The following is a 22,955-nucleotide window of genomic DNA, read 5'->3' on the forward strand; positions in this document are numbered from 1 at the left end:
GATCGGCGCGACGGCGCATTACGTCACCGCCGATCTCGACGAGGGTCCGATCATCGAGCAGGACATCGCCCGCATCACCCATGCCCAGAGCGCCGAAGATTATGTCTCGATCGGCCGCGATGTCGAAAGCCAGGTGCTGGCCCGGGCCGTGCACGCCCATATCCACCACCGCTGCTTCATCAACGGCAACCGCGTCGTCGTCTTCCCGCCGAGCCCGGGAAGCTATGCGTCGGAGCGGATGGGGTGATAGTTCGTGTGACTGTGTCGTTCATCTGATCGACTCAGTGGTAGATCAAACAGCGCTTTATCCGCCGAAGCCAGCGGCGTCACGTCAACGTCACTCCTGAAGCAAGCACACTGGCGCGAATACGGGCAGACGATCGCCACGACCATGAGCATGCCCATCACGGTGCGTGTGATCAAGAGTGAGGCCGTTCCTTGATTCTGTTCCGCAGCCGTTGGGCCGCACTGGGAATGGACGATGTTGCGCGTGGTGGCGCCGCCGCTGCTTCATCGTGGACAAACGAGGCGATGTCGTTGAGCAGCGCGAGCTCGATGGCTGCGTATGCGGGATCGCCCGAGAGGTTCACCGTTTCCCGTGGGTCGGTCTCGAGATCGAATAACTCTCGTTGGCTCAAGCCGTCGCTGGTGTAGAGAGTAAGCTTGAAGCGTTGGTTCCGCGCCATGGTCGCCTGCATCGATGGATCCCAAAAGCTGCCCCTGTCGTTTACGCCGGAGTTGCGATAAGCACAGATTGCGCTGCTGCGCCTCGTTGCGTTCCGCGATGCCATGGCAACAAGATCCTCGCTTTGCGGGCATGATTGCGTGCTGAGCCCGGCTGCCGTGAGACAGGTGGCAGCGACGTCGCGGCCCTGCGCAAGCGCGGTGCACCGGGTTCCAGCAGCGATGCGGCTTGGCCAGCGCAATAGCAACGGCACTCCGACCGTAGGCTCGTAGAGTGCCACTCCCTTGACGAAGAGCCCATGGTCGCCAAGTTGGTCGCCGTGATCGGACATGAAGATGACCAGCGTGTCGTTCGTTAGCCCGGTATCATCCAGCGTCCTTAGAACTCGACCGATTTGCTCGTCAAGGAACGCAATCGAAACGGCATAGCCGATGCGGATCTTGCGGATTTCCTCCGGTGAGAAATCCGTAAAACGGCCGAGATAGGAACTCTGCTGCTCCCGCTGGACGCAGTCGGGTTGCGTCGCCCGCGAAGGGATCGGGCTTGGAATCGTCGCTGCGTCTATTCGATTCCTGAACGTGAACGGGTAATCCTCATAGGGATCATGGGGATCGAACATGCTCATCAGGCAAAAGAACGGCTGCCGTTCCGCTTTCATCGACTGTATGAATGCGATGGTTCGATCCGCCGCCCACTTGCTCATGTGGACGGCTTCAGGGTGGTGAAGCTCGCCGCGGCCGTTGCGCTGAAGCGCTGCGAGGAAGTCCGGCGCGGTTTCGCGAAGCCAAGCGGTATAGCCGTTGAACGGGCTCTGCATCGCGACCGACGGTTCCAGGCACCATTCATAAATATCAAAACCGTCATGCGGGTGCCGCTCGTGTTCTTCCTTAAGACGGCTGCTGACGTGGAGTTTGCCAAAAAGCGCGGTGCGGTAGCCGGCTTCCTGTCGCAGTCGTTCTGTGAAAAGCACTTCGTCCGGGGGCAGATTGTCATGCACCCGCTCAACCCCGTGGCCCGGCACGGGCTTGCCTGTAAGGATGCTGGCGCGCGAAGGGGTGCAGATGGGGTTGTCGACGGTGCAGTGCTCAAAGACCGCTCCGGCATTACCCAACTGGTCGAGATTAGGTGTCGGAATCCAGTCGCAGCTGTAGACGCCAAGCGTATCCCTACGTTGCTGGTCCGTCATGATCATCAAAATGTTCGGCGGTGTCATGATGCTTACCTCGACGACTACAGCATGATTTCGGGGAGGGCGGCTTTGGCTTTCTCCCGTAGTCCCGATACGATCTGGGGATCGAGCCAGCGATACGGCCGGCGCAGCCGCGTGCCGATGTCCGCCCATCCCCCGATCGCGGCCAGCAGCTTGTCCAGTGCAGCATTCGAATAACCGTGCACCTTGGCGAGGGGTGTGATGTGGACTTCGAGGAAAGTGCGCAGCCGTGCTTCCACCTTGAGAGCCTGTTCGATGTCGCTGGCCATCGATGCGGTCCAGCGCTGCGCTCCCGACGGGCTCAGGCAGGCGACGTTAGAGAATGCCCCGACGGCAACGCCTTGTTTGACGCCCGTCGCAAGATGATGTCCGGGAACATAAATTCCCCAGGCATCGAGCCACTGGCGGGCTTGCTCATACCAGGATGAGTCTCCGTCTCCGAGCTTGACGCCAACGATCTCGGGCACCGGCGCGAGCATCTCCGCCAGTTCGGCCGGGGCAAAGACGCGCTTTGCATGCGGCGGATGGTAGAGAACCAGCGGTGCCGAGCCGGCCGCCTCTGCAGCCATCCCGAGGAAATCCGATGCCTCGTCTGTGGTCACGGGCCACCAATCCGGAAGGATCACCTGGATTGCCTCCGGCTCGAGCCTTGCCGCCCTTCGCACGCGTTCCAGGGATATCCGTGGATCAGGTTGGCAGGCGCCGATGACGAAAGGCATCGCCGCGGGCTTGCAGCGATCCGCCAGCAGCTGCTGAATGGCATCGAATTCTGCCTCTGTTTGATTGTGGAATTCACCCGCAGTGCCGTTGGAGTAGATGCCATCCACGCCGGCTGCGATCAGGTGGTCGATTTCGTCGGTAAGGCGCGCGTAATCGATCGAATCGTCGTCATTTATCGGCAAGAGCAGCGTCGCCCAATTTCCGCGAATGCGCCCCCAGCGACCATTCTGCCATTCGAACTTTACGGCTGCCACCACACCTCGCCTCCCATCGCGGCCTCGGGATTCAGCTGCGCTTTCCAGCTATGCCGGCGGCTGAATCCATTCGTCGTTCATTTATAGACTTGCAAGATATCCTACAAGTCGATATACCTCAACCATGTTGGAAGCCTGTGCACAGGGAGTGATGCTTGGCAAAGCCGATAAAGCCGTTGGCGCGTCCGCCGCTTCTGCATGTCAGCGTGCAGGAGAGCCTGCGCAGCTATATCGAGGATAATAAGCTTTCCGCGGGCGCGGCCCTGCCGCCGGAGACTTTCCTGGCGCAGCAACTGGGGGTCGGACGCAACTCCGTGCGCGAGGCGATCAAGGCGCTGGAATCGGTCGGCATCCTCGAGACGCGACGCGGCATCGGGGTTTTCGTCAAGGAATTCTCGTTTGCGCCATTGCTGGACAATCTTGCCTACGGTCTGCAGGCTTCGCTGCGCGACGTCGAAGAGTTGCAGGAGATCCGTCGCGTATTGGAAACCGGCCTGATCGATAGAACCATCGAGATGATCGGCGAGGAGGATATTGCCGAGCTCCGCGAGCTCACCGATCGCATGCGTCAACGCGCTGAACGCGGCGAGAGCTTTGCCGAGGAAGACCAGCAATTTCATCAGCTGCTGTTCCGCTGCCAAAACAACAAGATGCTGAGCGCGCTGATCGATATCTTCTGGTCTGCTTTCTACAAGGCTTCGGACCTCACAAATCTGACCAATCCGAACCCTCTGGCCACCTGGCGCGATCACCACGAGATTGTCGAAGCCGTTGCGGCCAGAGATGTCGAGGCAGCGCGCAGGCGTCTTGGCGAACATTATTCCGGAATCAGGAGGGTGATCGCGATGAACCGGCCCGAGGAGGAGCTCGATCCGGTCCAGCAATAAACTGAATACAAGAGGAGGAGAGCATGCATCGACGAAATTTCGGCCGCCTTCTGGCGGTGGCAGCCTTTGCTTTTGCCAGTGCCACCGCGATGGTGTCCACGCCGGTTCTGGCGCAGGAGAAAAAGACCATTGTCGGCGGCTTCGACGTGGGGCCGGGCGGTTTTCCCGGTAACTTCAACCCGCAGACCGCAACCGCCGGCTTTACTTGGCTCAACACCTATTTCGAGCCGCTGGTCATCTACACATCCGATCTGTCGAAGCTCGTCGGCGCGCTCGCATCCGAGTTCATCGTCAGCGAAGATAACCTTTCCTACACCTTCAAGCTGGTCGATACGAAGTGGCACGACGGCGAGCCCTTCACCTCGGCGGACGTCAAGTTCACATTGGAACTCGCCAAGAACGCCGACAGCGGCAGTATTTTCGCCGCCCGGCTCGCCGACATCGCGTCGATCGAGGCTCCTGACGAGCACACGGCAGTCGTCAAGCTCAACAAGCCCAACTCGGCCTTCCTGTCCGTCTTGGCGCAGGTGATGATGCTGCCGGAGCACGCCCTGTCGTCCATGGATGTCAAGGAAATCGCCAAGAGCCCGTGGTGGTCGACAAAACCGGTCGGCACAGGTCCGTTCAAATTTGTGAAGTATGTCAGCGATCAGTATGTCGAAATGGCTGCCTATGACGGTTATCGGGGTGGCAAGCCGAAGGTGGATCGCTTGATCAACCGGTATTTCGCCAATCCCGCTGCGGCCGTCTCGGCACTCTCGGCTGGAGAGATCCAGTTCACCTTCGCCGAGCCTGACGACGCCAAGACCTTCAAGGGCAATGACGACTTCGAGATCATCGAAGGCGACTCCTATGTGGTGAACTACATCGGCTTCAATCACAGGGCCGGAATCTGGAACGACCTTCGCGTGCGGCAGGCGGTCACCCACGCCATCGATCGGAACGCGATCATTTCAAGTCTGTTCGGCGGTGCGGCCAAGATGGCCAACTGCGGCTATGTCGTGCCGCAGCTCGTTCCGAACGGCCTTGACGATTATGCCTACGACCCGCAGAAGGCGAAGGAACTGCTTGAGGAGGCAGGCTGGGACGAGATCAACGGCGACAAGCCGATCCCGTGGCTCACCTACTATAACACGCCGCAGGTAGCCAACGTCATGGCGGCGATCCAGGCCATGCTCGCGCAGGTTGGCATCAATGTGGTACCGCGCGCCCTCGATGTCCCGAGCTACAACGGCATCGTCCGAAGTGAGAAGTGGTCGGAGTTCCCGCTGGTCTATGCCGGCCTGCAGAACGGCCCCAACCCGGCTTCGCTCAACGTCGGGCTCAACGCCGCGCAGATACCGCCCGCCGGCAACAACATCATGCGTGTCGAGATGCCTCAGCTTACCGAGGCATTGAACACGGCGATGGCGGAGACTGATCCGACCAAGGCGGACGCCAAGTGGCAGCAGGTCTGCAAGGAAATGAACGCTAAGCTTCCCTGGAGCCCGATGTGGGTCGCGAGCCGCTACGGGGTCGCGTCCAGCAAGCTCAAGGACTTCTTCTGGACGCCCGCTCCGGGCGGCGGTCCATTCGTCTCGCACCCGGAGAAGTGGGATATCGCTCCGTAAATGGGGGCTGGGGCGAGGGGGCGGCCGGACGGTCAAGTCCGGCCGCATCCCCACTGCATGTTTCCTTTAATCGGAGCCGATTTAAGGACAAAAATATGCAGCAATTCAAAGCGCTACAGCGTCTTTTACGCGTCTGATAAGACGCGCGGCGCTGTAGGGGACCCTGTTGGTGAAACATGCTGCAATATGTCCTCCGCCGCACGGTTGTCGGCCTGCTCATGCTCTTGGCCCTGACCGTCCTCATCTTTACGCTGCTGCGGCTCACGCCCGGCGACCCTATCGATGCCTACATCAACCCGTCGGTCCCGATGTCAGCCTCGGATCTTGTGGCGCTGCGCACGCGCCTCGGCCTCGATCAGCCGCTGCCGGTGCAGTATTTCGCCTGGCTTGGTGCCGCCGTGACCGGAGATTTCGGCTATTCCATCCAGCGCGGCGGCGAACCAGTGCTGCCGCTCGTCCTCGGCCGCATTGGACCGACGATCCTGCTGATGTTCAGCGGGCTTGCTATCTCAGTCGTCGTTGGGATAGCAGCCGGCATCCTTGCCGCAGTCCGGCGCAACCAGTTCGCCGATCTCTCGCTGTCCACGGCGGCTTTCGTCGGCATCTCCAGCCCGGCCTTCCTGACGGCCCTTTTGGGGCTGTATGTGTTTGCGGTCGTCTTGCGGTGGGTGCCGGCCGGAGGCATGCTGACACCGGGCGCTCCCTTCTCCGTCGGCGACCTGCTGGCGCACCTCATCCTGCCGGCGGCCCTGCTTTCGATCGGCCACGGCGCGCTGATCATGCGCTATATGCGCTCCTCACTGCTCGAGGTGCTGTCGCAGGATTACGTGCGGACGGCGCGCGCCAAAGGCGTTCGCGAGTTCTGGGTTATCGTCAAACATGCTGTGCGCAATGCCCTGCTGCCGGTGATCACGGTGATCGGATCCACGATCGGTATCGCAATCGGGGGCGCCATCTTCATTGAGAGCGTGTTTGACTGGCCGGGAATGGGCCTGTTGATGATCAACGCCGTGGTCCGACGCGACTATCCCGTCATCATGTGTGCGACGCTGCTGACTGGCGCCTGCGTCATCCTCGTCAACCTCTTGACCGACATCGCCTATGCCGCTGTCGATCCACGTATCAAGGTGGCGTAAGATGACCAGCCTGACGAAGACACGTTCGGCCGGCCCCATCCGTCGCGCGATGTCGCGCTTTCTTAACAACGGCGCGGCCGTGGCCGGTTCGGCCATCCTGATTCCGATCCTGTTGCTCACCCTTACCTATGATCTGTGGTGGCCTTACAAACCCAACGACATCGACCTCCTGGCGATGAACCAGGGGCCGTCGTCAGCTCACTGGCTTGGAAGCGACGGCGTGGGGCGGGATATCATGGCGCGACTCCTGCAGGGCGGCCGGATCTCGCTGCTCGTGGCGACAGCGTCGATGGCGATTTCCACGTTTATCGGCTTCTTCGTCGGCTCCGTCGCCGGCTTCGGAGGGCGCCTCGTTGACGGTGCTACGATGCGCCTCGTGGACCTTGCCATGACCTTGCCGCCGATTATCTTCCTTCTGGTCCTCGCCTCGATCGTCGGTAGCGGCATCATGCCAACGATCCTCGTGATTTCGCTGCTGTCGTGGCCGGTGCTCTCGCGCATGGTCCGGGCGCGGCTGCTGGAGCTGCGCGAGCGGGATTTCGTCGTGGCATCGCGCGGTATGGGCGCGGGCCTCAGGCACCTGCTGTTTCGGCATGCTCTGCCCAATACGATCGATATTCTCGTGGTCTATGCCACGTTGCAGGTGGCGAGCGGTATCCTGCTGGAGGCAGGCCTCTCCTTCCTCGGCCTCGGCGTCACGCCACCGGAAGCGAGCTGGGGCAACATGCTGAACGCCGCCCGCGCGACACATGTCCTCGAAAATTACCCCTGGCAATGGATGTTCCCCGGCGCGGCGCTCGTCGTGACCGTCCTTGCCATCAACTTCGTGGGCGATGGGCTTCGTGATGCCTTCGACCCGCGCTCCGAACTCAAGTGAAAGGTCTGAAATGCCCCTCTTTACCGGCGTCATTCCCCCTGTCGTCACCCCGCTCACCACAAGCTTCGAAGTGGATTACCCTTCGTTCACGCGTGTCATCGACCATCTCATCGATGGTGGTGTGCACGGCCTGTTCGTACTCGGGTCGACCAGCGAGGTCGTGTTCCACGACGAAACCACGCGGCGGCGCATCATCGAACATGCGGTCGAGCGGGTGCGCGGTCGCGTGCCGATCCTGGTCGGAGTGATCGACCCCACGACGGAGCGCGTGATTGCCCACGCACGGGTCGCGCAGTCGGCAGGTGCCGACGCTGTCGTCGTGACCGCCCCGTTCTACACGCGTACCAATCAGTCCGAGACCATCGACCACTTCCGCTACATCCGGGAGGCGGTCGAGATACCGGTGATCGCCTACGACATTCCGGTCTGCGTCGGTACAAAGCTCGAACGGAAAACCACCGTCACCCTCGCGCGCGAAGGCACCGTTGTCGGTCTCAAGGATTCAAGCGGTGACGATGGCAATCTTCGCTACGTCATGGCCGACACTGCCGATCTCGCCGACTTCTTCGTCATGACCGGATCCGAAATCGTCGCCGACAGCGTCGTGAACATGGGGGCGCATGGCATTGTGCCCGGCCTCGGAAATGTCGATCCACACGGCTATGTGCGCCTGTGGAATCTGTGCCAGGCGGGCGATTTCACGGCCGCACGCCAGGAACAGGAGCGGCTTTGCCGGCTTTTTGAGATGGTGTGGGTCAGCCTGCAGCGGACCAGTGCAGGTTCTGCTGGCGTGGGTGCCTTCAAGACCGCCATGCGCCGGCTCGGCGTCATCGACACCAACATCATGGCCCGTCCGCAACGATCCCTCAATGACGAAGAGGCCGCGATCATCGATCGCATCCTGCGTCAAACCGGCCTCCTGGACTGATGATGAATGTAGAGCCGATCCTCGAGATTTCGGGACTGACCACGGTTTTTCGCATTGCCGATCGCGAGATCGTCGCCGTGCGCGATCTCAATCTCACCGTCGCGACGGGAGAAACCGTGGCGCTGGTCGGCGAGTCCGGCTCTGGAAAGTCGGTGACGAGCCTGTCGATCATTGGTCTCCTGCCGCGCGGCGTTGGCCGTATCGCCGCGGGAACGCTTCGCCTCAGACGCAAGACGGGGGAGGTCGTCGAACTTCAGAGCATCGGCGGCGAAGCGTTGCGCCGGGTGCGCGGCAACGATATCGGTATGGTCTTTCAGGAACCACTGACCAGCCTCAATCCGGTCTATACCGTCGGTGAGCAGATTGCCGAGCCGATCCGCATTCACCTCGGCAAGTCCCGCCGCGAGGCTCTGGCCGATGCCATCCAGCGGCTGGAGGATGTCGGCATTCCCGATCCACGCCGGCGTGCCGGACAATATCCGCACGAATTGTCGGGCGGCATGCGGCAGCGGGCAACGATCGCCATGGCTCTGGCATGCAACCCGACGCTGCTGATCGCTGACGAGCCTACAACTGCCCTCGATGTCACCATCCAGGCGCAGATCCTCGACCTGCTCGGCCATCTGCAACGGGAACGTGGTATGGGCATGCTGTTCGTCACCCACAACCTCGGGGTCGTTGCGGAGATCGCCGATCGCGTGGCAGTCATGTATGCCGGCTCGGTCGTCGAGACCGGGAGCGTGGCGCGGGTCTTCGCCCATCCGCGCCACCCCTATACCCAGGGGCTGATGCGCTCTGTGCCGCGGCTTGGAACAGCAACGCGCCTCAAGGAAGCGGGCACGCCGCTGCCGACGATTGCCGGATCGGTTCCAAGTCTCATGAACCTGCCTGAGGGCTGTCCATTTGCGCCGCGCTGTCCCTATCGGATAGAGGCCTGCTCTAAGGCTTACCCGCCGCTCGTCGAAACCGGCGACGGCCAGTTCAGTCGCTGCATTCGCTGGCAGGAGATCTGAACGATGTCAGATGAATTGCTCCTTGAGGTCAGCGGGCTGACCAAGGATTTCGCCCCGGTGGCGTTCGGGCGCGGACCGGTCGTCCGTGCCGTCCAGGACGTCTCGTTCAACATCAGGCGCGGGGAGGTTGTCGGCCTCGTCGGGGAGTCGGGCAGCGGCAAGACCACCATCGGCCGCATGGTCGCTCAGTTGGTCCCGCCGACCTCCGGCAGCATTCGTTTCGACGGTGTGGAAACGACGAGCCTCAACCGCCGCGAACTTCGCCGCCTGCATGCGCGCGTGCAATATATCTTCCAGGATCCCTTTGCGAGCCTCTCGCCGCGCATGACCATCGGTGAAATTCTCACGGAAGGGCTGGATATTCAGCGTATCGGCAGCAAGTCCGATCGGATCGCGAAGGCCGCCAAGGCGCTTGCGTCGGTGGACCTGCCGCCCGACGCGATCTCCCGCTATCCGCACGAGTTTTCCGGCGGCCAGCGCCAGAGGATCGGCATTGCACGGGCGCTGACGCTCGCGCCAGATCTGCTTGTCGCTGACGAACCGGTCTCGGCGCTCGACGTCTCGATCCAGGCGCAGATCGTCAACCTGCTGCGCGACCTGCAGGTGCGCCTCGGCCTTACCATGCTGTTCATCGCGCATGATCTTGCGGTGGTCGAATATGTCGCCGATACGGTCATCGTGCTCTATCTCGGGCGGATCATGGAAATGGCGCCCAGCCGGAAGCTCTATGCCAGCCCGCAGCACCCCTATACGCGTGCGCTTCTCTCGGCCGTTCCTTCGCCCGATCCTTCGCGACGCGCCAACCGGCAGATCCTCAAGGGTGACATACCAAGCCCGGCCAACCCTCCGAGCGGCTGCGTCTTCCGCACCCGCTGCCCGGTCGCTATCGAGGCGTGCGCCAGCATAGTGCCGCCCCTGCGAGAAACGGCGAAAGGGCACTTCAAGGCCTGCATCCGTGACGACCTCGCTGATCCAAAGGAATAGGGAGGCATCTCAACCATGAAGAACCTGCTCTTCATCGGCGTCGATCAGCTTCGATGGGACTGCATCGGGTCGCACAAGACAGTGCCGGTCAAGACCCCGAACCTCGATCGGTTGATTGAGAACGGCGTGAGCTTCGATCGGACCTATTGCACTTCGCCGCTCTGTACCCCATCGCGCGCCTCGATGCTCACCGGCGATTACGCCTTTACCCACGGCATGGGCACCAATTGCGACATGTATCATGCGCTCGCCCGCGAGTTGGTGCGGCCGGAGCGCTTGCTGCACCATGATCTTCGCCGCGCCGGCTTTCGCTGCGGCTTTGTCGGAAAATGGCACGTAGGCGTGGAGAAAGGCCCGGGTGACTACGGTTTCGAGGGCAACGCGCCGGCCGGCTATGGCAACATCGTCAAGACCGAAGCTTTTATGGATTATCTCTCATCGAACGGTTTGAGCTACCGCATCGAACCGGAGCTCTACTTCAACCCCGACCAGCAGACCATGGCGGCTGGCCGATGGTGCGGCCCACAGGCCTCGACGCCCTGCCATTTCCTGACCGATCAGATCATCGGCATGCTGCAGGGTCTGGCAAGTGGAAGCGAACCCTTCTTCGCCACGGTGCAATATTGGGATCCGCATGGGCCGCACCTGATCTCGGACGAATTCTACGGCGTCACCGACCGTACGAAGATTACGCCTTGGGACAATTTCTCGGACGATCTTTCAGGCAAGCCGCGACGCGTTAAGCGCGAGCGGGATGATTTCTATCGCAAGCATCCGAGAACCGAGGAGGAGCTCGTCGCCTATATCGGCTACTACTGCGATCATGTGGCGATGCTTGACTATGAGATCGGCCGGCTGCTCGACGATGTCGAACAGTGCGGCCTGGCAGAAAACACGCTTGTGGTCTTCACGTCGGACCATGGCGACATGACCGGCGCGCATGGCGGGCTCATCGACAAGGGCTTGCCCTATGGCGAGGCTATGAGGGTGCCGCTGATCTTCAGCCATCCATCGTTGCAGAGCGGCAGGCGGGAAGCACTGGCGCTCAACATGGACATCCTGCCGACGGCCCTGTCCTTGCTCGGCGTCAGTTACGCGCCGCGGCAGGCGGAGGATCTCTCGGCGCAGGTACTTGGGACAAGCCAGCAGGGCAGGGACTATCTGCTGGCCGAGTATCACGGCCTGCGCTTCCTTTATTCGCAGCGCATACTCGTCTCGCACGACAACTTCAAATACATCTTCTCGCCGGGCGACATGGATGAACTCTACGATCTCGACAGCGATCCTGGCGAGATGCGCAACCTCGCAGCCGAGGCCGACCACGCGGATGTACTCTCACGTATGCGATCCGCACTGATCGACGAGACGGCGAGATACCAGGATCCGCTCCGCGATTGCGTCGCGAAATTCAACGGTCAGTGGCGGACGCATTCAGGCCAGTTCGATGTCACCAGCGCCTATTTGGCCGACGCTGGTTCCGGTGGTGGGCAATAGGGTCAACAAGAAATGGCTGGCTGCTGTACACCTTCGCGCCAGCAGAGCAACCCTGAGCCAAGCCTGGCTGCGCCCCTAATCGATAACTCCCGCCGAAGCGTCGCTGGGATGATCCTCATCCTGCTGGGCCCGTTCCGCATTCCGCAAGGGCTACGAGGCGTCGGAGGCGAGGGCGGACGATGGCGAAGGGACCGGTGCGCAAGGCTCAGGCCCGCTTTTAGTGGCATATGAAGGAAACTCGCTGACCTGTCGCTTGGATCACGACCGGCCGGGGCTTTACGACGCGGAGCGCTGCGCTGCGTCGCGCGCTTGGCCGGTGGCGAAACACCGCCAAGCGCAAGAAGTTGCCGGGGCCGTCGCGATCTCGCCGCCCATAAGCTGCACGCTGTGGCAGGCAGGAGCAGGCTGCAGCCGTCTGTGCGCAATCGAGGGCATCGACGGCCGCATTGACGGCCTTCGTCGGCAACTAGACCGAGTGTTTGAGCAGCGATCGAGCCGCACGACATCAAATTAAAGGTTGTCGAGCAACGGAAGAGCTCGTTCCTATCCTACATCGATAGGGAATTCGGATTTCCAAACGCGGCCGCCTGCATGCGTAGACGAGGAGCGTCCGTTTCATTGCGGGAAATCTTGCGGAGATAGGAGGTCATAGCCATAGTATTGGAAGTCTTCCAAGTAAAGCTCATTCACGATTTCGATCGATCGCCGATTGTAGTGCTTTGCGTACTTGAGGGGCGTGCGTGACGGATCTGTGACATTAAGATCTTCTGTGGGCGCGCATTCCAAGTTCAGAATTTTCTCTAATTTTCTTGCATCGTCCCACAGGTTTTCCGTTTTCCCGATAAAATCAACAAACAGATTGCCGTCCAAATGCGTGAACTCGTTCATTGGGCAAAAGCAGATCCAGAAGGGATCATCGCGAATATCGGCGTGGGCAACGTAGTCCGAAATGTATCGATTGAAATCCTCGCCGATCTTTTCAAAGATGGGTTTCTTTGCTTCTTCCCAGTGTTTGAACGTGTATGCAGCGAGCAGATCTTGCCGAAATCCGGAGTATAACTTGTCGTATGGATTTCGCACAAATGTGAACTTGAAGAATTCTCTTGTAAGATGAGAATAATCCGATGTCAGGAAGCGCTTAATCGGCACGTGTTCCGAAAAATGCTGGGTCGGGCGCTTGACATCTACATACGGACTAAAAGCTTTTCTTGCCGTGGCGGAACCAGTTTTAGGAATCACAAAATATATAAATTTCTTTTGAAGCGATATCCCCATCTATCCTCTCCTGTTTTAGATTTGAGAGTGCATCGAGCACAGACGCACACTGTGCCGATCTCGCATCGACGTATTCATCCAAACTTGGCGGTGCAGTCGATCATCTGTTCGAACTGCGCATGCTGGGTGGGTGCGTAGCTCGGAATTCTCGGCACTCGAGAGGTTAGCCGCCTGATCCTGTGAACCGAGGTCGCAATCACACGGCGCGCAGTCGCCACGCCAAACTGTTGACCCCCGCTGGTGGGGCGATCTCAATCGTGGTGATCGGTCTGGACTGCAGAAAACCTAGCCCGGTTATGCCCCTGATTGGATCCTCGAGCCGACCATGGAAGAGGTAGATGTCACAGCCTTCCGGTAGAACGATTTGCAGTGACAGCTCTGATGCGGGATGAGACAGGCGCAAGCCGCTGGTCTCTGGCTTTACCTCAACTCCTTCGCCACAGTGCAACATCAGTCGAGCATTCGCCGGCAGATTTGCTCCGTCGCGGAGCGTATCCCGTAGCTGCAGTTCCAGCCGATCGGTCACGCCCTCGATCCGGCGATGGAATTCAAGATCTCGCACAGCGGTATGGCTGCCCGCGAACACGAAGCCTTCGGGGGTTTCCTTGCCCCACAACTGTGCCAGCCCAGGCTCGATTGCATAATCCGTGCCGGGCAGGACAAACGCATTGTGTGCCTCAGGTCCGCGTAAATAACGCGGCAGATCCCCAGCATATTCATGCGAATAAAAGCTCGGATCGATCAGCCATTCTATCCCGTCAAGATAAAGCGTGAAGGAAAGGTTGTCGGCGTGCTTGTGGGTCGCCGCCAGCGAGGTAGCCAAGAATACGAGCATGAAGGGCCGCTCGGTGTGATTTGCCTTAGCGATGGCATATCCGGCCCGCGGCAGAATGGTTATCTCCCGCCTGCTATATGGCTGGCGTCCGTTCGGGTCGCCCTCGGGTGGGTTAGACCGGCGGAACGTATCCCCTTGCGCCAGCGTACGCTGTCCATCGGGATAACGCATCAGGGCAGAGAATGTGGACAATGCCTTTGCGAGGGCCGGAATCTCTGTCTCGCGCCCGCTGAGAGATGCAAAAACGCCGATGGTTGCGACGAGCCGCTCGATTCCGAGGTGATAGCCGATGGAGTTTTCTGCAAAGACCGCGAAATCTCCGTCGCGGGCAATTAACTGTGCGAATTGATCTGTGGCGCGTGATAATGCGGTCTCCACCCAGAGATCGGCACAGGCCCAGCCCGGAAAGGCCAAGCCAACCGTCATCAGTGCCAGATCCTGAAACCAAGCATGATTGTGATAGCGGATCGGCTGGTGGCCAGCATAGAAGACCTCAGAGGCCAGCAACTGCGCATGGCGATGAATGGCGCGGCGCAGGCGGGCCATGAATCGTGTGTCGAAGCCGTGCTTCTGGCCTTGGCCGTAAAGGGTGACCATGGCTAGGGCACGCTCGGCCACGCCATGGTCGTACCATGTGTATTTGACGTTGGGATCTGGTTGATCGAAGCTGCGCGCTAGCCAGTCCGCCACCATATCGCGCGCGGCGAACAGAGCGCCGGTTTCGCTGTAGTCGACAGCTAGCAGCATCAGAATGATCGCCGAATGCTGCGAATGCCATGAAAATTGGAAGCTGCCTACCTCGCCAAGCCGGGGGGGTAGGGGCTCACCCGCCGGCCACTCCAGTTGGATGTTGCCGCCCAGCGGGCACAGTCCCTTAGTCATGAAATCGCGGGCCAGTCGCTCGTATTCTGGGAAGTATGCACGGTGATAGTCGATGAGGTTACTTACGACCTCAGGCCGCAGCGGCCGTTCTTCGCCGAAGACGGCATCGGGATGCTCAGCTTCACGCCAGACCCTGACCTCGGAGAGGTCACAGCCCGCATCTGGCCCTGGCACGCCCTTAATATAGAAGCGCACATCGCCGAGGGGCCTTTCCTCGGGATGCTCCCAGCCGTTGCGCCAGCCCCAGGCTAAATCACGGAAGCCCACATCGAGATCGAACCATGCGCCCTGCTGCGGGTGGGTCGCTTTGACATGCCGATAGCTAGCGTCCTCGGTATGCCCGATAGCGATATAGGAGATGCTTTCCCAGCCACGCAGTCGGACCCGCATGCCGAACCCGTTGACCACGGGCATCTCCGGTAGGGCGAAGCGAAGCTGCTGGCTGGTCGCCGCGCCATCACCCGAGGCTCCGAAATCGACTCGGATGTGATCGGCTTCCGTCGCGATCCTGCCAGAACCGCAGCTCAATCGAGAAGCGTCGAGCGGCTGGGTGCCGGAGGCGCCCGATAAACACAGGTGGGTTTGCCAGATAACGTCGCGGTCGCTTAACTGTTTCGCTGCCCGGGCGCGCGCTGCCTGATCGACGAAGGAACACTGGAGCTTTTCGCTTACCTTGCTGATCATTTACAGTAAATTACCCTACTTTTTACATGAGGCTTCTGATGGTGAATCATGGCTCGAAGAGTATGACATGCAGCAACCTCGGCCTATTCTTAATTACAGGGTCTCTGTTCGTCTGTCATTCCGGAGCGGAAATCAACGCCAGTTCCGCTGCGATAACGCTCTCGTATGCACTCTGGCGGCGAACGCGTTCCGCCGCCGCCCGCGACTTGCGCAGGAAGACGTCGGGGTTCTCCCACAGATCCATGATAGCGCGCGCGAGGCCCTCGGCATCCTCCGGCTCAGCCAGATAGCCACAACTGTCGTCCACGAATTCAGGAACCGCCGCCACGCGACTGGTGACGGGGACAAGGCCCGAACTCATCGCCTCATCACGCGACACACCCTGGCTGTCCATGCGGGACGGCACCAAAAAGACGCCGTATTCCTGATGGACGGCCGCGATTTCAGCCTGAGTAAGAAAGCGCCGTTCGCAGGTAACGTTGCCAATGCCGGCTAGAGGAGCGGTGATTTCCTCAAAGAGAGGGCCGTCACCGACGATGCGGATTTCGAGATTTTTGAAGAACTCCCACGGTTGCAGCGCCAGAATCGCCTCGACCGAAAGGTCGTTGGCATATGTGCGTGAGGCGAACGGCCGGATCGACAGGATCTTACCGCGTTGTTCGGCGGGCTTTTCGTGGAAGGCAAAAAGTTGGTCGTCGATGGGATTGTGGATAATCCGGTACTGGTCCGGTGGACAGGCGACTTCCAGATCCTCGAACGTGGTATTCGCTGAAATCTGAGAGACGAAGACGAAACGCAAGTTCTTCGGCAAGGGCGCGAAAAGCCCGCGCCAGAAAGCTAGCCGTTGATCGCTGATCGCCTTGGCATTCTCCCGTTCCGCATCCGTTGAAAAGTTGAAGCTCCGCCGCCACCAAGGCTGCACCTCGGCGCCGTGGACCCAGACCGTCACCCGGATTCGGTCGATATGTCGCGAGAGCACCCGCCACATGTCCGCATCGAGGAAATGCACGAGCACATGGTCATACTGACCGGAGTCCAGCAACAGATCCAGTTGTTCGGCCGAGCCGGTCATGCAGTCGATGTTCTGGAATTCGTGCCAGGATAGATCCTGTTCGGGGCGCAACCGGTAGATATCCGGCGTGATCCCGCCCAAATCGCGATATGCGCGGACTCGGCTATGGACGAAACCGTTGCGGTAGAGATCTCGATAGGAGGGGTAATGATTGGTCAACAGGAGCAATCTCGATCCCGAGACAATCGGACGCGCGGCAGGGTGGTGATCGTTCAGCAAGACGCCGTGCACAGCGCAACTACCCGGACCACGTAGGCGGATGCCGAACCGGACGAATTCTGTGCCTTCAGGTGGCTTCAGTCGGGCATTTCGGTTTGTGGTCAACATTTGATGGCCGAGCTTCTGCTTCTGCGCATCGAGCCAGACCGCAACGAATTGCGTGCTCAGCCCCGGCCCGACCAACGGATGCAGGCGATAGCCGCCATCGTCGCCGTGCAGATCCGACAGCGGGCGGCACTTCCTTTCATAGATATAGACATGTTCCTCGTCGCCCAGCGTACTGGTCAGATGCCAAATCCCCCTCTCATCGGTTGTCCAAGTGACCTTGCCTGACGCAGGCTTCAGCATGTCCGCCGCAAGCGCCGCGCCGGCGACGAAGGGAACGGTGATTTCGGCGTTCCGCGCCGGAGCCATCGCATCAGCCCGCGCCGCAAGATCGGCCTCGGCAAGCCCCGGATTGATCCCGGGCAAATCCTCCACCGCGGCCGTAACTCGCTCTGCATCATCCGGATCAAGAGCGCCACCTTCGCAATAGCCGAACGGATCGAGCGCGAGTATGTCGTCTCCTTCGAGGATCGCCTCCGGTAGGGCCTGCAACCAGGGGGCCAGGCGGGCCGCAGGCGCTTGATCGCCGCGCAGGAGCGAGCGGCGGGCCGCCAGACGATCGACAGGCACATAGCTGGGACCATCGACAGGCACTATGCCAGCCTCGTCGAGGTAGTGATAGGCTGCCTTGCCTAGGACGGCTGCATCGCTGTACAGGGTCGCAAGGATCAAGTCTGTCAGATAGTTCGCGCCGTAATAATCGCCAGGAACGAAACCCGCCAGCCACTCGTCACACGTCACCAAGTCGCCCAGGCGGATTCGGTCGGCTTCTTCCGGGGTCAGCCGGCGCATCGGGCAGGGCAGATCGGCCGCGGGCAGATCGATTTCCGCGGGGAGGACCAGAACCAGGCTCAAACCAGCCAGCTTCTGTCGGCGGATCTGCGCAACCAGGCTTTCGGCCTCGGACAGAGTCGTGGCCCGCGCCAAAACGGTGATCTGCGGAAGGGCGGAGGCATCGGGCATATCGATCCCCGCGCGATGGGCGACCCGCGCTAATCGGTGGCTGTAGGTGTGTTCCGACAGCGCCTTGCGCAACCCCGCCAGCCGCAACCTAGCGGTGAGGCCCATATCGTCCTGCCTGCGGACCTGACGCAGTGCCTCGTCGCCGCTGTCGGTCGAGACGACCAGATCACCGAACATAAGTCGTAAGCCCCGTGAATAGTTGCTTATGACCCGCGTATTGGACGCAAGCAATTCATAGACCCGGCGAGCATACATGCTCTGGGAATTCTTCACCGAGTTCAGGTTGATCCCAAAGGTGTAACCCTTGTACGCTCGATCGATCTCGGAAGGCGGTAATGTGCCGATGATGTACTTCTTGTAACCCTCCGGGAACATGTAGTCTGGATGATCCTTGCCGAAATTGCGGTCAAATATCTCGAAGGGACGGTACTCACTCAGCTTGTCCAGAAAGTCGTCCAAATCCCGGGTGCGGTCGGGATAACGAGCATAATAGGCTCCAGCAAAGCAGAAGGCATCCTTGCGCTCTGCGATCTCGAGCGGATTGTGGATCTCGGGCTGGCAGGCAAAAGGCAGAAGGTGGACACGGTCATGTCCCAGTCCCTCCTTGTAGCCTGGGATGCAGTCAATGTCTGTGGTGAAAACCAGATCGAATTTTTGCGCTGTAGTCAGGAAGGTCTCGAAATGGACCGGATCCTCCTTGTTCCAGAAGGCGGTTGGTACATTGCGGGAGCGGCACCATTCAAGGACGCCCTGTACTTCCCGGCTCAATCGCCCGACCTTCGGACCCCATTCCTCGTTGAGTCCCCTCCAGGCAGACTCGACAAGAAGCAGTTCGGGCCGAAAATCCTCTAGCTCGGTCTGCCAATTCCCGACCGATAGCTGCTGCAGATCACATTCGGGCGAATAGCCCGTGTAAGTAAATTCATCCATGATTGCCGCGACACGCAGCCTGCTGCGCAGGACGCGGGCAGCGCGCGCCTTCAAAGTCGCGGCGTCATGGCCTTCGCGCGCAAGCTTCAGCAATCGCTCCTCGCGCGAGGAGAGGTTCAGTCCGTCCACCACCGGCTGAAGTATTTTGAGAGCGTCCTCAGGCGAGCCAGTTTCGATTAATGCAAAACCAAGTTTCCGAGCAATTCGACGCGAAGGATCGAGTTCATAAGCCACACGTAGCAGTGCAAGGGCCTGGTTCGGAAACCGAGCCCGTATTCGATCAGCTAAGGCGGCCCACCGCCGAGCAGCATCTTCAGGCGACACCGGAAGAGCCAACGTCCATGCGGCCACAAGTTCAGGGGAAACCGAGGTGCCTGCTTCCGCGTCGGCCGGGAGAGCGATATTAGTCAAAGTATTGTGCAATCGGGCCTCAAGTTCCGTGACTTTCACCCGCAGTGTTTCGGCCTCCCGCTCCGCGGTCTGGGCCCTTACAGTGGCAGCGCCCAATCCGTCCCGCGCTTCTGCAAGCTGCTGGGTCACCGTTCGGTACTTCAGATTGGCATTGTTCAATGACTCTCGCAGCTTCGCTCGATCAGCTGCATTGCGATAGGATTCCAGAACCTCCCGTGTTGTCATGTGTTCCAGATGTTGCTCTGTGGTGACTGTTTCCGCAGGCAGAAAAAGATGGGTCGGTGTCGCGTTGAACGTATCCCAGAACAAGTAATTTTGCTTTTTCAGAAAGCCCATAAGCTCGTGGAATGCCGCTTCAGTGGCGCTTTCAACGTAGATTATGGGGCGATCGCGGGCGATTAGCTTTTCGGCTCCGCGTAGAACCGCTAGTTCCATGCCCTCCACATCGATCTTTATAAGCTTGACCACGCTTCCGAGACGCTGTTTATCCAATGTGACGACCGGGATCTCCCCATGACCTTCGAGGAGGCTTTGAGCCCCTAGGTTGTCCGGTCGATCGGCACTGAATGCAGCCAGACCAGGCTCGGCCCCCACGCCCTTGGCGATGACTTTGATCCGGGCATCCAGATCATTGAGTTTCGCACTCCGGATTAAGGATTCGGCCAGATGAGCATTCGGTTCGAATGCTATGACGCTGCAACCATAGACAGCAGCAAGATACAGGGTATGGTTGCCAACATTTGCGCCGATGTCGAGCACCAAATCCCCTGGCCCGAGGCGCGTCCCCATGTCGCGCAACATGTCCAATTCATAAGGCGTGCCAGTTTCGGCCAACTTCTTCTGAATATAGTCGGTCGCATAGTCGGGTAGGTATATCTGGTAGGATATCCCTTGGTCTATTAGAGCAATGATATTGTTGTCCACCGATCAGAACTCCGTCTTCCCGTATGCTTTCGTACGCGCGACAAGCAACCTCCCCATCCCGGGAAAACATCCTTGCCGAGGGCTTTTGGTGGGGCGAAGCGCGCCGAATCAGCGGGCCGTCTTCCATATGGAGGGTAGTTTCACGCTACGAAGCGGCCTCGTGATCCGCCAAGACGTGCTTTTGTACACAGCCTTGAGCTTCCGCTCCGAGATTGTCAACTCGTGACGCAGTTTCGCAAATTGTCCCGAGAGTACAGTCTTCTCTTTCTGCAGTGCATTAACCTTTGTTTGCTCTAACACTCGGGCACTTTTAGAGGCCGCCAGTTGGTCGCGCAGTGATGCGACCTGTGTCGCCAGGGAAGCTTTCTCTTTCTGCAGTGCAGTAACCTTAGCCTGCTCTGAGGCTCGCGCGCGTTCAGAAGCTGCCAGTTGGTCGCGGAGTTCTACCACTTCTGCCGCCAGTGCGATCTTCTCTTCCTGCAGTGCCTCGAACCGAGCTAAAGCTGCGGTGATCGAAACCTCGGTTCGCGCATCGCGCTCTCTGTTGGTTTCCCGCGCCGTTTGCAACACTTCGATCTCGCGGCGAGCCTTGGCCAATGACTGCTCAAGCGCAATAACCTCAGACTGCCATTCGGTTTGGCGAACATCCGCAGGAGTTTTCAAGGTTAAGGCAATATCTGCCAACTCTGCTTCATCTCTGATCCCGACTACCATGCTAACCATCCGGTCTTGATATACGCCGCTGTGCCCGTCCTGACATTCATCCGGCTCATAGCCCTATTAGGCTGAATTAATCGCGATAAAGTTGAGGGCTTGTAATCGTTTGTCGATTTAAGCGGCAAAGGTCAAGAGCGTTCTACGACCTGCCTGTATGTGGCGCTTCGACGCTGGCTTCAAGTAAGAAAGTGCGGCGAGGACATTCCTGGGGAGCAGGTCACGAGCCACCCCTACTCCAGAGGAAGCATACACGCTCTTATGCCTCACCTCCCAGTCGGGCCACCTGCCGCCTTGATCGAAAATGGTTAAGGCTTTTTGGGAACGGTCACACGCGGTTTCGCTTCAGATCGTGACGCTAGTCGACGCTGTCGCCGACGACGATTGAATGTTACGAAATCTTGGTTTCCTGCCTCTAGGCGCGCCGCACCGTGCTTCCCGAGACTGGCGACCAAGATATCCGCAATTTCATCCGTCCCGTGTGCGAGGATGCGGTTCACACAGTCTGCATACGTGGCGGGCGGCAGGGGCGCGGTCATTTTCCCCAATTCCGGAAGTAGAAATCTATTCCGTTGTGGCTGGCATCTCCGCCTAGCGCTCTTAGCAGTGGGAATGCATGGCGCTCCAGGTGATGGGTGTCGCTGTCATTCTGGAAATGGACAGCGCGCATTGGAGGGTGGCCGGAAAGATATGAGTGAAGTGATAAGACCTGATCCGTGAAGCAGCCTTCCAGGCTCTCACCCGCTGTCCAACCGAAGCACCTTGAAACGGAATTTCGGATGTACTCGTAGTGCAGAATCGGTCTGAGGGTTTACAACCATAATCGTGCTGGGCACTAGGGAGCCGTAATACAGAGCGGCAAAACCACCAGCGCTTCCGCCAGTGAGCACAATTTTATTGCCTGCGAGTGGGAGGCGACGTGCTCGATGATCGGCAGTAGTTGAACTGCTGCTATCTTTCTGAGGCTGGAGACGGACGAGACACTCCAATGACGTATCAGGTCCCCGTCAGCCCCAAGGCGTGCTTCCACCTCGATGGATTCGACGCGGCCTTTTCTATGTTTCGTTTCGCAGCGTCTTTCGGGAAATCGTGAAGACGGTCATACCGCCGAAGAACACCAAGGCAGAGCACAGGGCGAGGTATGGGAGGTCCAGACCTATCGCTCTGTACTCTGGGTAGAAGCCAGTGCGGAAAAGCATTATCACATGACAAAGGGGATTGCTCAGAAGAATGTCTCTGTACGGATGAGGCATGTCGCCTGGCACGAAGAACACACCACACAAAAGGAACATTGGTCTCGTGAGAATGCCGTATATTTGCTCATAAAGGGCGTATTTTACGAACATGACGCTGTTGAACAATCCGACGCCAAGCGCCAGTGACCCTGCGTATAGTTCAGCTTCGAGCAATCTCGGCCAATTCAGTTCAGGGCTGTGCGGTAATGTTAAAAATATCGCAGCAAATACAATTGCTGAGACAAGTGTTGTCGTCAGCGTTTGCAGTACGTATCGCGCAGTGATCGCATCGATCGGCGCCACGTTCGGATAGCTGAGCAGGGGCTTATTGGCCCGCACGGCTGAGCTCAGATACATCACCTTTGCCTGATACATCTGGTATCCAAGATACCCTGTGGCGAAAAAAAGAATAAAACTGGTGCCTAGTGCGGGGGTATGCGCAATGGCACCGAAGATGACCGTCATCATCGCGATGTACCCAATAGGCTCCAGTAGCGCCCAGAGATATCCGCCAGGCTTGCTGCCGAACTTAGTAGACATTTCGCGAACGATCATCGCGGAGACAACGCGAAGATGGGTCGTGGCCAAACTCATTCCCTTGCACTCCGGATGGTTTCGCGCCTGTTTACCCTTAACATCCCGCTGCGGGCAAGCCTCGGCATTATCCTCGGCAATAAACAATAAAGGTGATCCATGGACAAAGCTGCGTCCGTCGGCGCGACGATCCTGTTTCAAATCCATGCGCAAAGTCGAGTAAGGCGACCGCGCGTCGTGCGACGTGATTCACGGCCACGGTCAGCCGACCGCCGTAAGTGCTTGCCACCGTGCGCAGGTGGAATGGGGCTGCAATCACTAAAGCGAACCGCCTCCGGTTCGTGACCAACTGCCCATAGTCCGATGCCGGCCGC

At 59.3% G+C, this 22,955-nt stretch carries 16 protein-coding genes; 9 read left to right on the top strand and 7 right to left on the bottom strand.

The annotated features are described in order from the left end of the window. A partial coding sequence (locus QN224_RS30770) for a formyltransferase family protein (RefSeq protein ID WP_283979764.1) occupies positions 1-247 on the top strand: 247 nt, incomplete at its 5' end. Positions 248-419: 172 nt separating this feature from the next. On the opposite strand, the gene QN224_RS30775 is transcribed toward QN224_RS30770, so the two are convergent. Both QN224_RS30775 and QN224_RS30780 read right to left on the bottom strand, forming a co-directional pair. Beyond that, entirely contained in the window at positions 420-2,027 is a 1,608-nt protein-coding gene (locus tag QN224_RS30775) for a sulfatase-like hydrolase/transferase (RefSeq protein WP_283979765.1), read from the bottom strand. Then, complete coding sequence (locus QN224_RS30780; protein WP_283979766.1) at positions 1,916-2,869, bottom strand: dihydrodipicolinate synthase family protein; 954 nt, start codon at positions 2,867-2,869, stop codon at positions 1,916-1,918. Before QN224_RS30780 ends, QN224_RS30775 begins: the two co-directional genes overlap by 112 nt. A 155-nt stretch (positions 2,870-3,024) precedes the next feature. On the opposite strand from QN224_RS30780, the gene QN224_RS30785 reads away from it, so the two are divergent. The 8 genes from QN224_RS30785 (at position 3,025) to QN224_RS30820 (ending at position 11,798) form a co-directional block, all read left to right on the top strand. Beyond that, on the top strand, positions 3,025-3,756 hold the full coding sequence (locus QN224_RS30785; protein WP_173514174.1) for a FadR/GntR family transcriptional regulator: 732 nt from the start codon (positions 3,025-3,027) through the stop codon (positions 3,754-3,756). A gap of 23 nt (positions 3,757-3,779) precedes the next feature. After that, positions 3,780-5,366 (top strand): ABC transporter substrate-binding protein, encoded by a 1,587-nt coding sequence (locus QN224_RS30790; RefSeq protein ID WP_283979767.1) that lies wholly within the window; start codon positions 3,780-3,782, stop codon positions 5,364-5,366. A gap of 176 nt (positions 5,367-5,542) precedes the next feature. Further along, positions 5,543-6,502 carry an ABC transporter permease gene (locus tag QN224_RS30795; protein ID WP_173514176.1) on the top strand — a complete coding sequence of 320 codons (960 nt, stop codon included), beginning with the start codon at positions 5,543-5,545 and terminating at the stop codon, positions 6,500-6,502. Next, positions 6,468-7,379, top strand: coding sequence for an ABC transporter permease (locus QN224_RS30800; RefSeq protein ID WP_283979768.1), 912 nt, complete (start codon positions 6,468-6,470; stop codon positions 7,377-7,379). The genes QN224_RS30795 and QN224_RS30800 overlap by 35 nt, the downstream gene beginning before the upstream one ends. A gap of 10 nt (positions 7,380-7,389) precedes the next feature. Further along, positions 7,390-8,307, top strand: a complete 918-nt coding sequence (locus QN224_RS30805; RefSeq protein ID WP_173514178.1) for a dihydrodipicolinate synthase family protein — start codon at positions 7,390-7,392, stop codon at positions 8,305-8,307. 2 nt (positions 8,308-8,309) lie between these two features. Beyond that, the gene (locus QN224_RS30810; protein WP_283979769.1) at positions 8,310-9,320 is read left to right on the top strand and encodes an ABC transporter ATP-binding protein; all 1,011 of its coding nucleotides are present in this window, start codon (positions 8,310-8,312) and stop codon (positions 9,318-9,320) included. Positions 9,321-9,323: 3 nt separating this feature from the next. Beyond that, positions 9,324-10,304: an ABC transporter ATP-binding protein gene (locus QN224_RS30815; RefSeq protein WP_283979770.1), complete on the top strand. Its 981-nt coding sequence runs from the start codon at positions 9,324-9,326 to the stop codon at positions 10,302-10,304. Positions 10,305-10,319: 15 nt separating this feature from the next. Continuing rightward, the gene (locus QN224_RS30820; RefSeq protein WP_283979771.1) at positions 10,320-11,798 is read left to right on the top strand and encodes a sulfatase-like hydrolase/transferase; all 1,479 of its coding nucleotides are present in this window, start codon (positions 10,320-10,322) and stop codon (positions 11,796-11,798) included. Between the two features lie 615 nt (positions 11,799-12,413). On the opposite strand, the gene QN224_RS30825 is transcribed toward QN224_RS30820, so the two are convergent. The 5 genes from QN224_RS30825 to QN224_RS30845 form a co-directional block, all read right to left on the bottom strand. Further along, complete coding sequence (locus QN224_RS30825) at positions 12,414-13,073, bottom strand: sulfotransferase family 2 domain-containing protein (RefSeq protein ID WP_283979772.1); 660 nt, start codon at positions 13,071-13,073, stop codon at positions 12,414-12,416. 196 nt (positions 13,074-13,269) lie between these two features. Next, positions 13,270-15,474 (bottom strand): heparinase II/III family protein, encoded by a 2,205-nt coding sequence (locus QN224_RS30830; protein WP_283979773.1) that lies wholly within the window; start codon positions 15,472-15,474, stop codon positions 13,270-13,272. Positions 15,475-15,589: 115 nt separating this feature from the next. Next, on the bottom strand, positions 15,590-20,098 hold the full coding sequence (locus QN224_RS30835; RefSeq protein WP_283979774.1) for an FkbM family methyltransferase: 4,509 nt from the start codon (positions 20,096-20,098) through the stop codon (positions 15,590-15,592). A gap of 108 nt (positions 20,099-20,206) precedes the next feature. Then, complete coding sequence (locus QN224_RS30840) at positions 20,207-20,812, bottom strand: hypothetical protein (RefSeq protein ID WP_173514185.1); 606 nt, start codon at positions 20,810-20,812, stop codon at positions 20,207-20,209. A 1,055-nt stretch (positions 20,813-21,867) separates the two neighbouring features. After that, the gene (locus QN224_RS30845; protein WP_173514212.1) at positions 21,868-22,641 is read right to left on the bottom strand and encodes an ABC transporter permease; all 774 of its coding nucleotides are present in this window, start codon (positions 22,639-22,641) and stop codon (positions 21,868-21,870) included. Between the last annotated feature and the right edge of the window lie 314 nt (positions 22,642-22,955).

It is taken from the genome of Sinorhizobium sp. 7-81 (assembly GCF_030124405.1).
Classification (GTDB): Bacteria; Pseudomonadota; Alphaproteobacteria; order Rhizobiales; family Rhizobiaceae; genus Sinorhizobium; species Sinorhizobium psoraleae.

Coding starts and splice junctions, on each gene's coding strand:
- QN224_RS30775 (WP_283979765.1), bottom strand. CDS start 2,027: ATGGGCGGACATCGGCACGCGGCTGCGCCGGCCGTATCGCTGGCTCGA.
- QN224_RS30790 (WP_283979767.1), top strand. CDS start 3,780: ATGCATCGACGAAATTTCGGCCGCCTTCTGGCGGTGGCAGCCTTTGCT.
- QN224_RS30795 (WP_173514176.1), top strand. CDS start 5,543: ATGCTGCAATATGTCCTCCGCCGCACGGTTGTCGGCCTGCTCATGCTC.
- QN224_RS30800 (WP_283979768.1), top strand. CDS start 6,468: ATGCCGCTGTCGATCCACGTATCAAGGTGGCGTAAGATGACCAGCCTG.
- QN224_RS30805 (WP_173514178.1), top strand. CDS start 7,390: ATGCCCCTCTTTACCGGCGTCATTCCCCCTGTCGTCACCCCGCTCACC.
- QN224_RS30810 (WP_283979769.1), top strand. CDS start 8,310: ATGAATGTAGAGCCGATCCTCGAGATTTCGGGACTGACCACGGTTTTT.
- QN224_RS30815 (WP_283979770.1), top strand. CDS start 9,324: ATGTCAGATGAATTGCTCCTTGAGGTCAGCGGGCTGACCAAGGATTTC.
- QN224_RS30820 (WP_283979771.1), top strand. CDS start 10,320: ATGAAGAACCTGCTCTTCATCGGCGTCGATCAGCTTCGATGGGACTGC.
- QN224_RS30825 (WP_283979772.1), bottom strand. CDS start 13,073: ATGGGGATATCGCTTCAAAAGAAATTTATATATTTTGTGATTCCTAAA.
- QN224_RS30830 (WP_283979773.1), bottom strand. CDS start 15,474: ATGATCAGCAAGGTAAGCGAAAAGCTCCAGTGTTCCTTCGTCGATCAG.
- QN224_RS30840 (WP_173514185.1), bottom strand. CDS start 20,812: ATGGTAGTCGGGATCAGAGATGAAGCAGAGTTGGCAGATATTGCCTTA.
- QN224_RS30845 (WP_173514212.1), bottom strand. CDS start 22,641: ATGAGTTTGGCCACGACCCATCTTCGCGTTGTCTCCGCGATGATCGTT.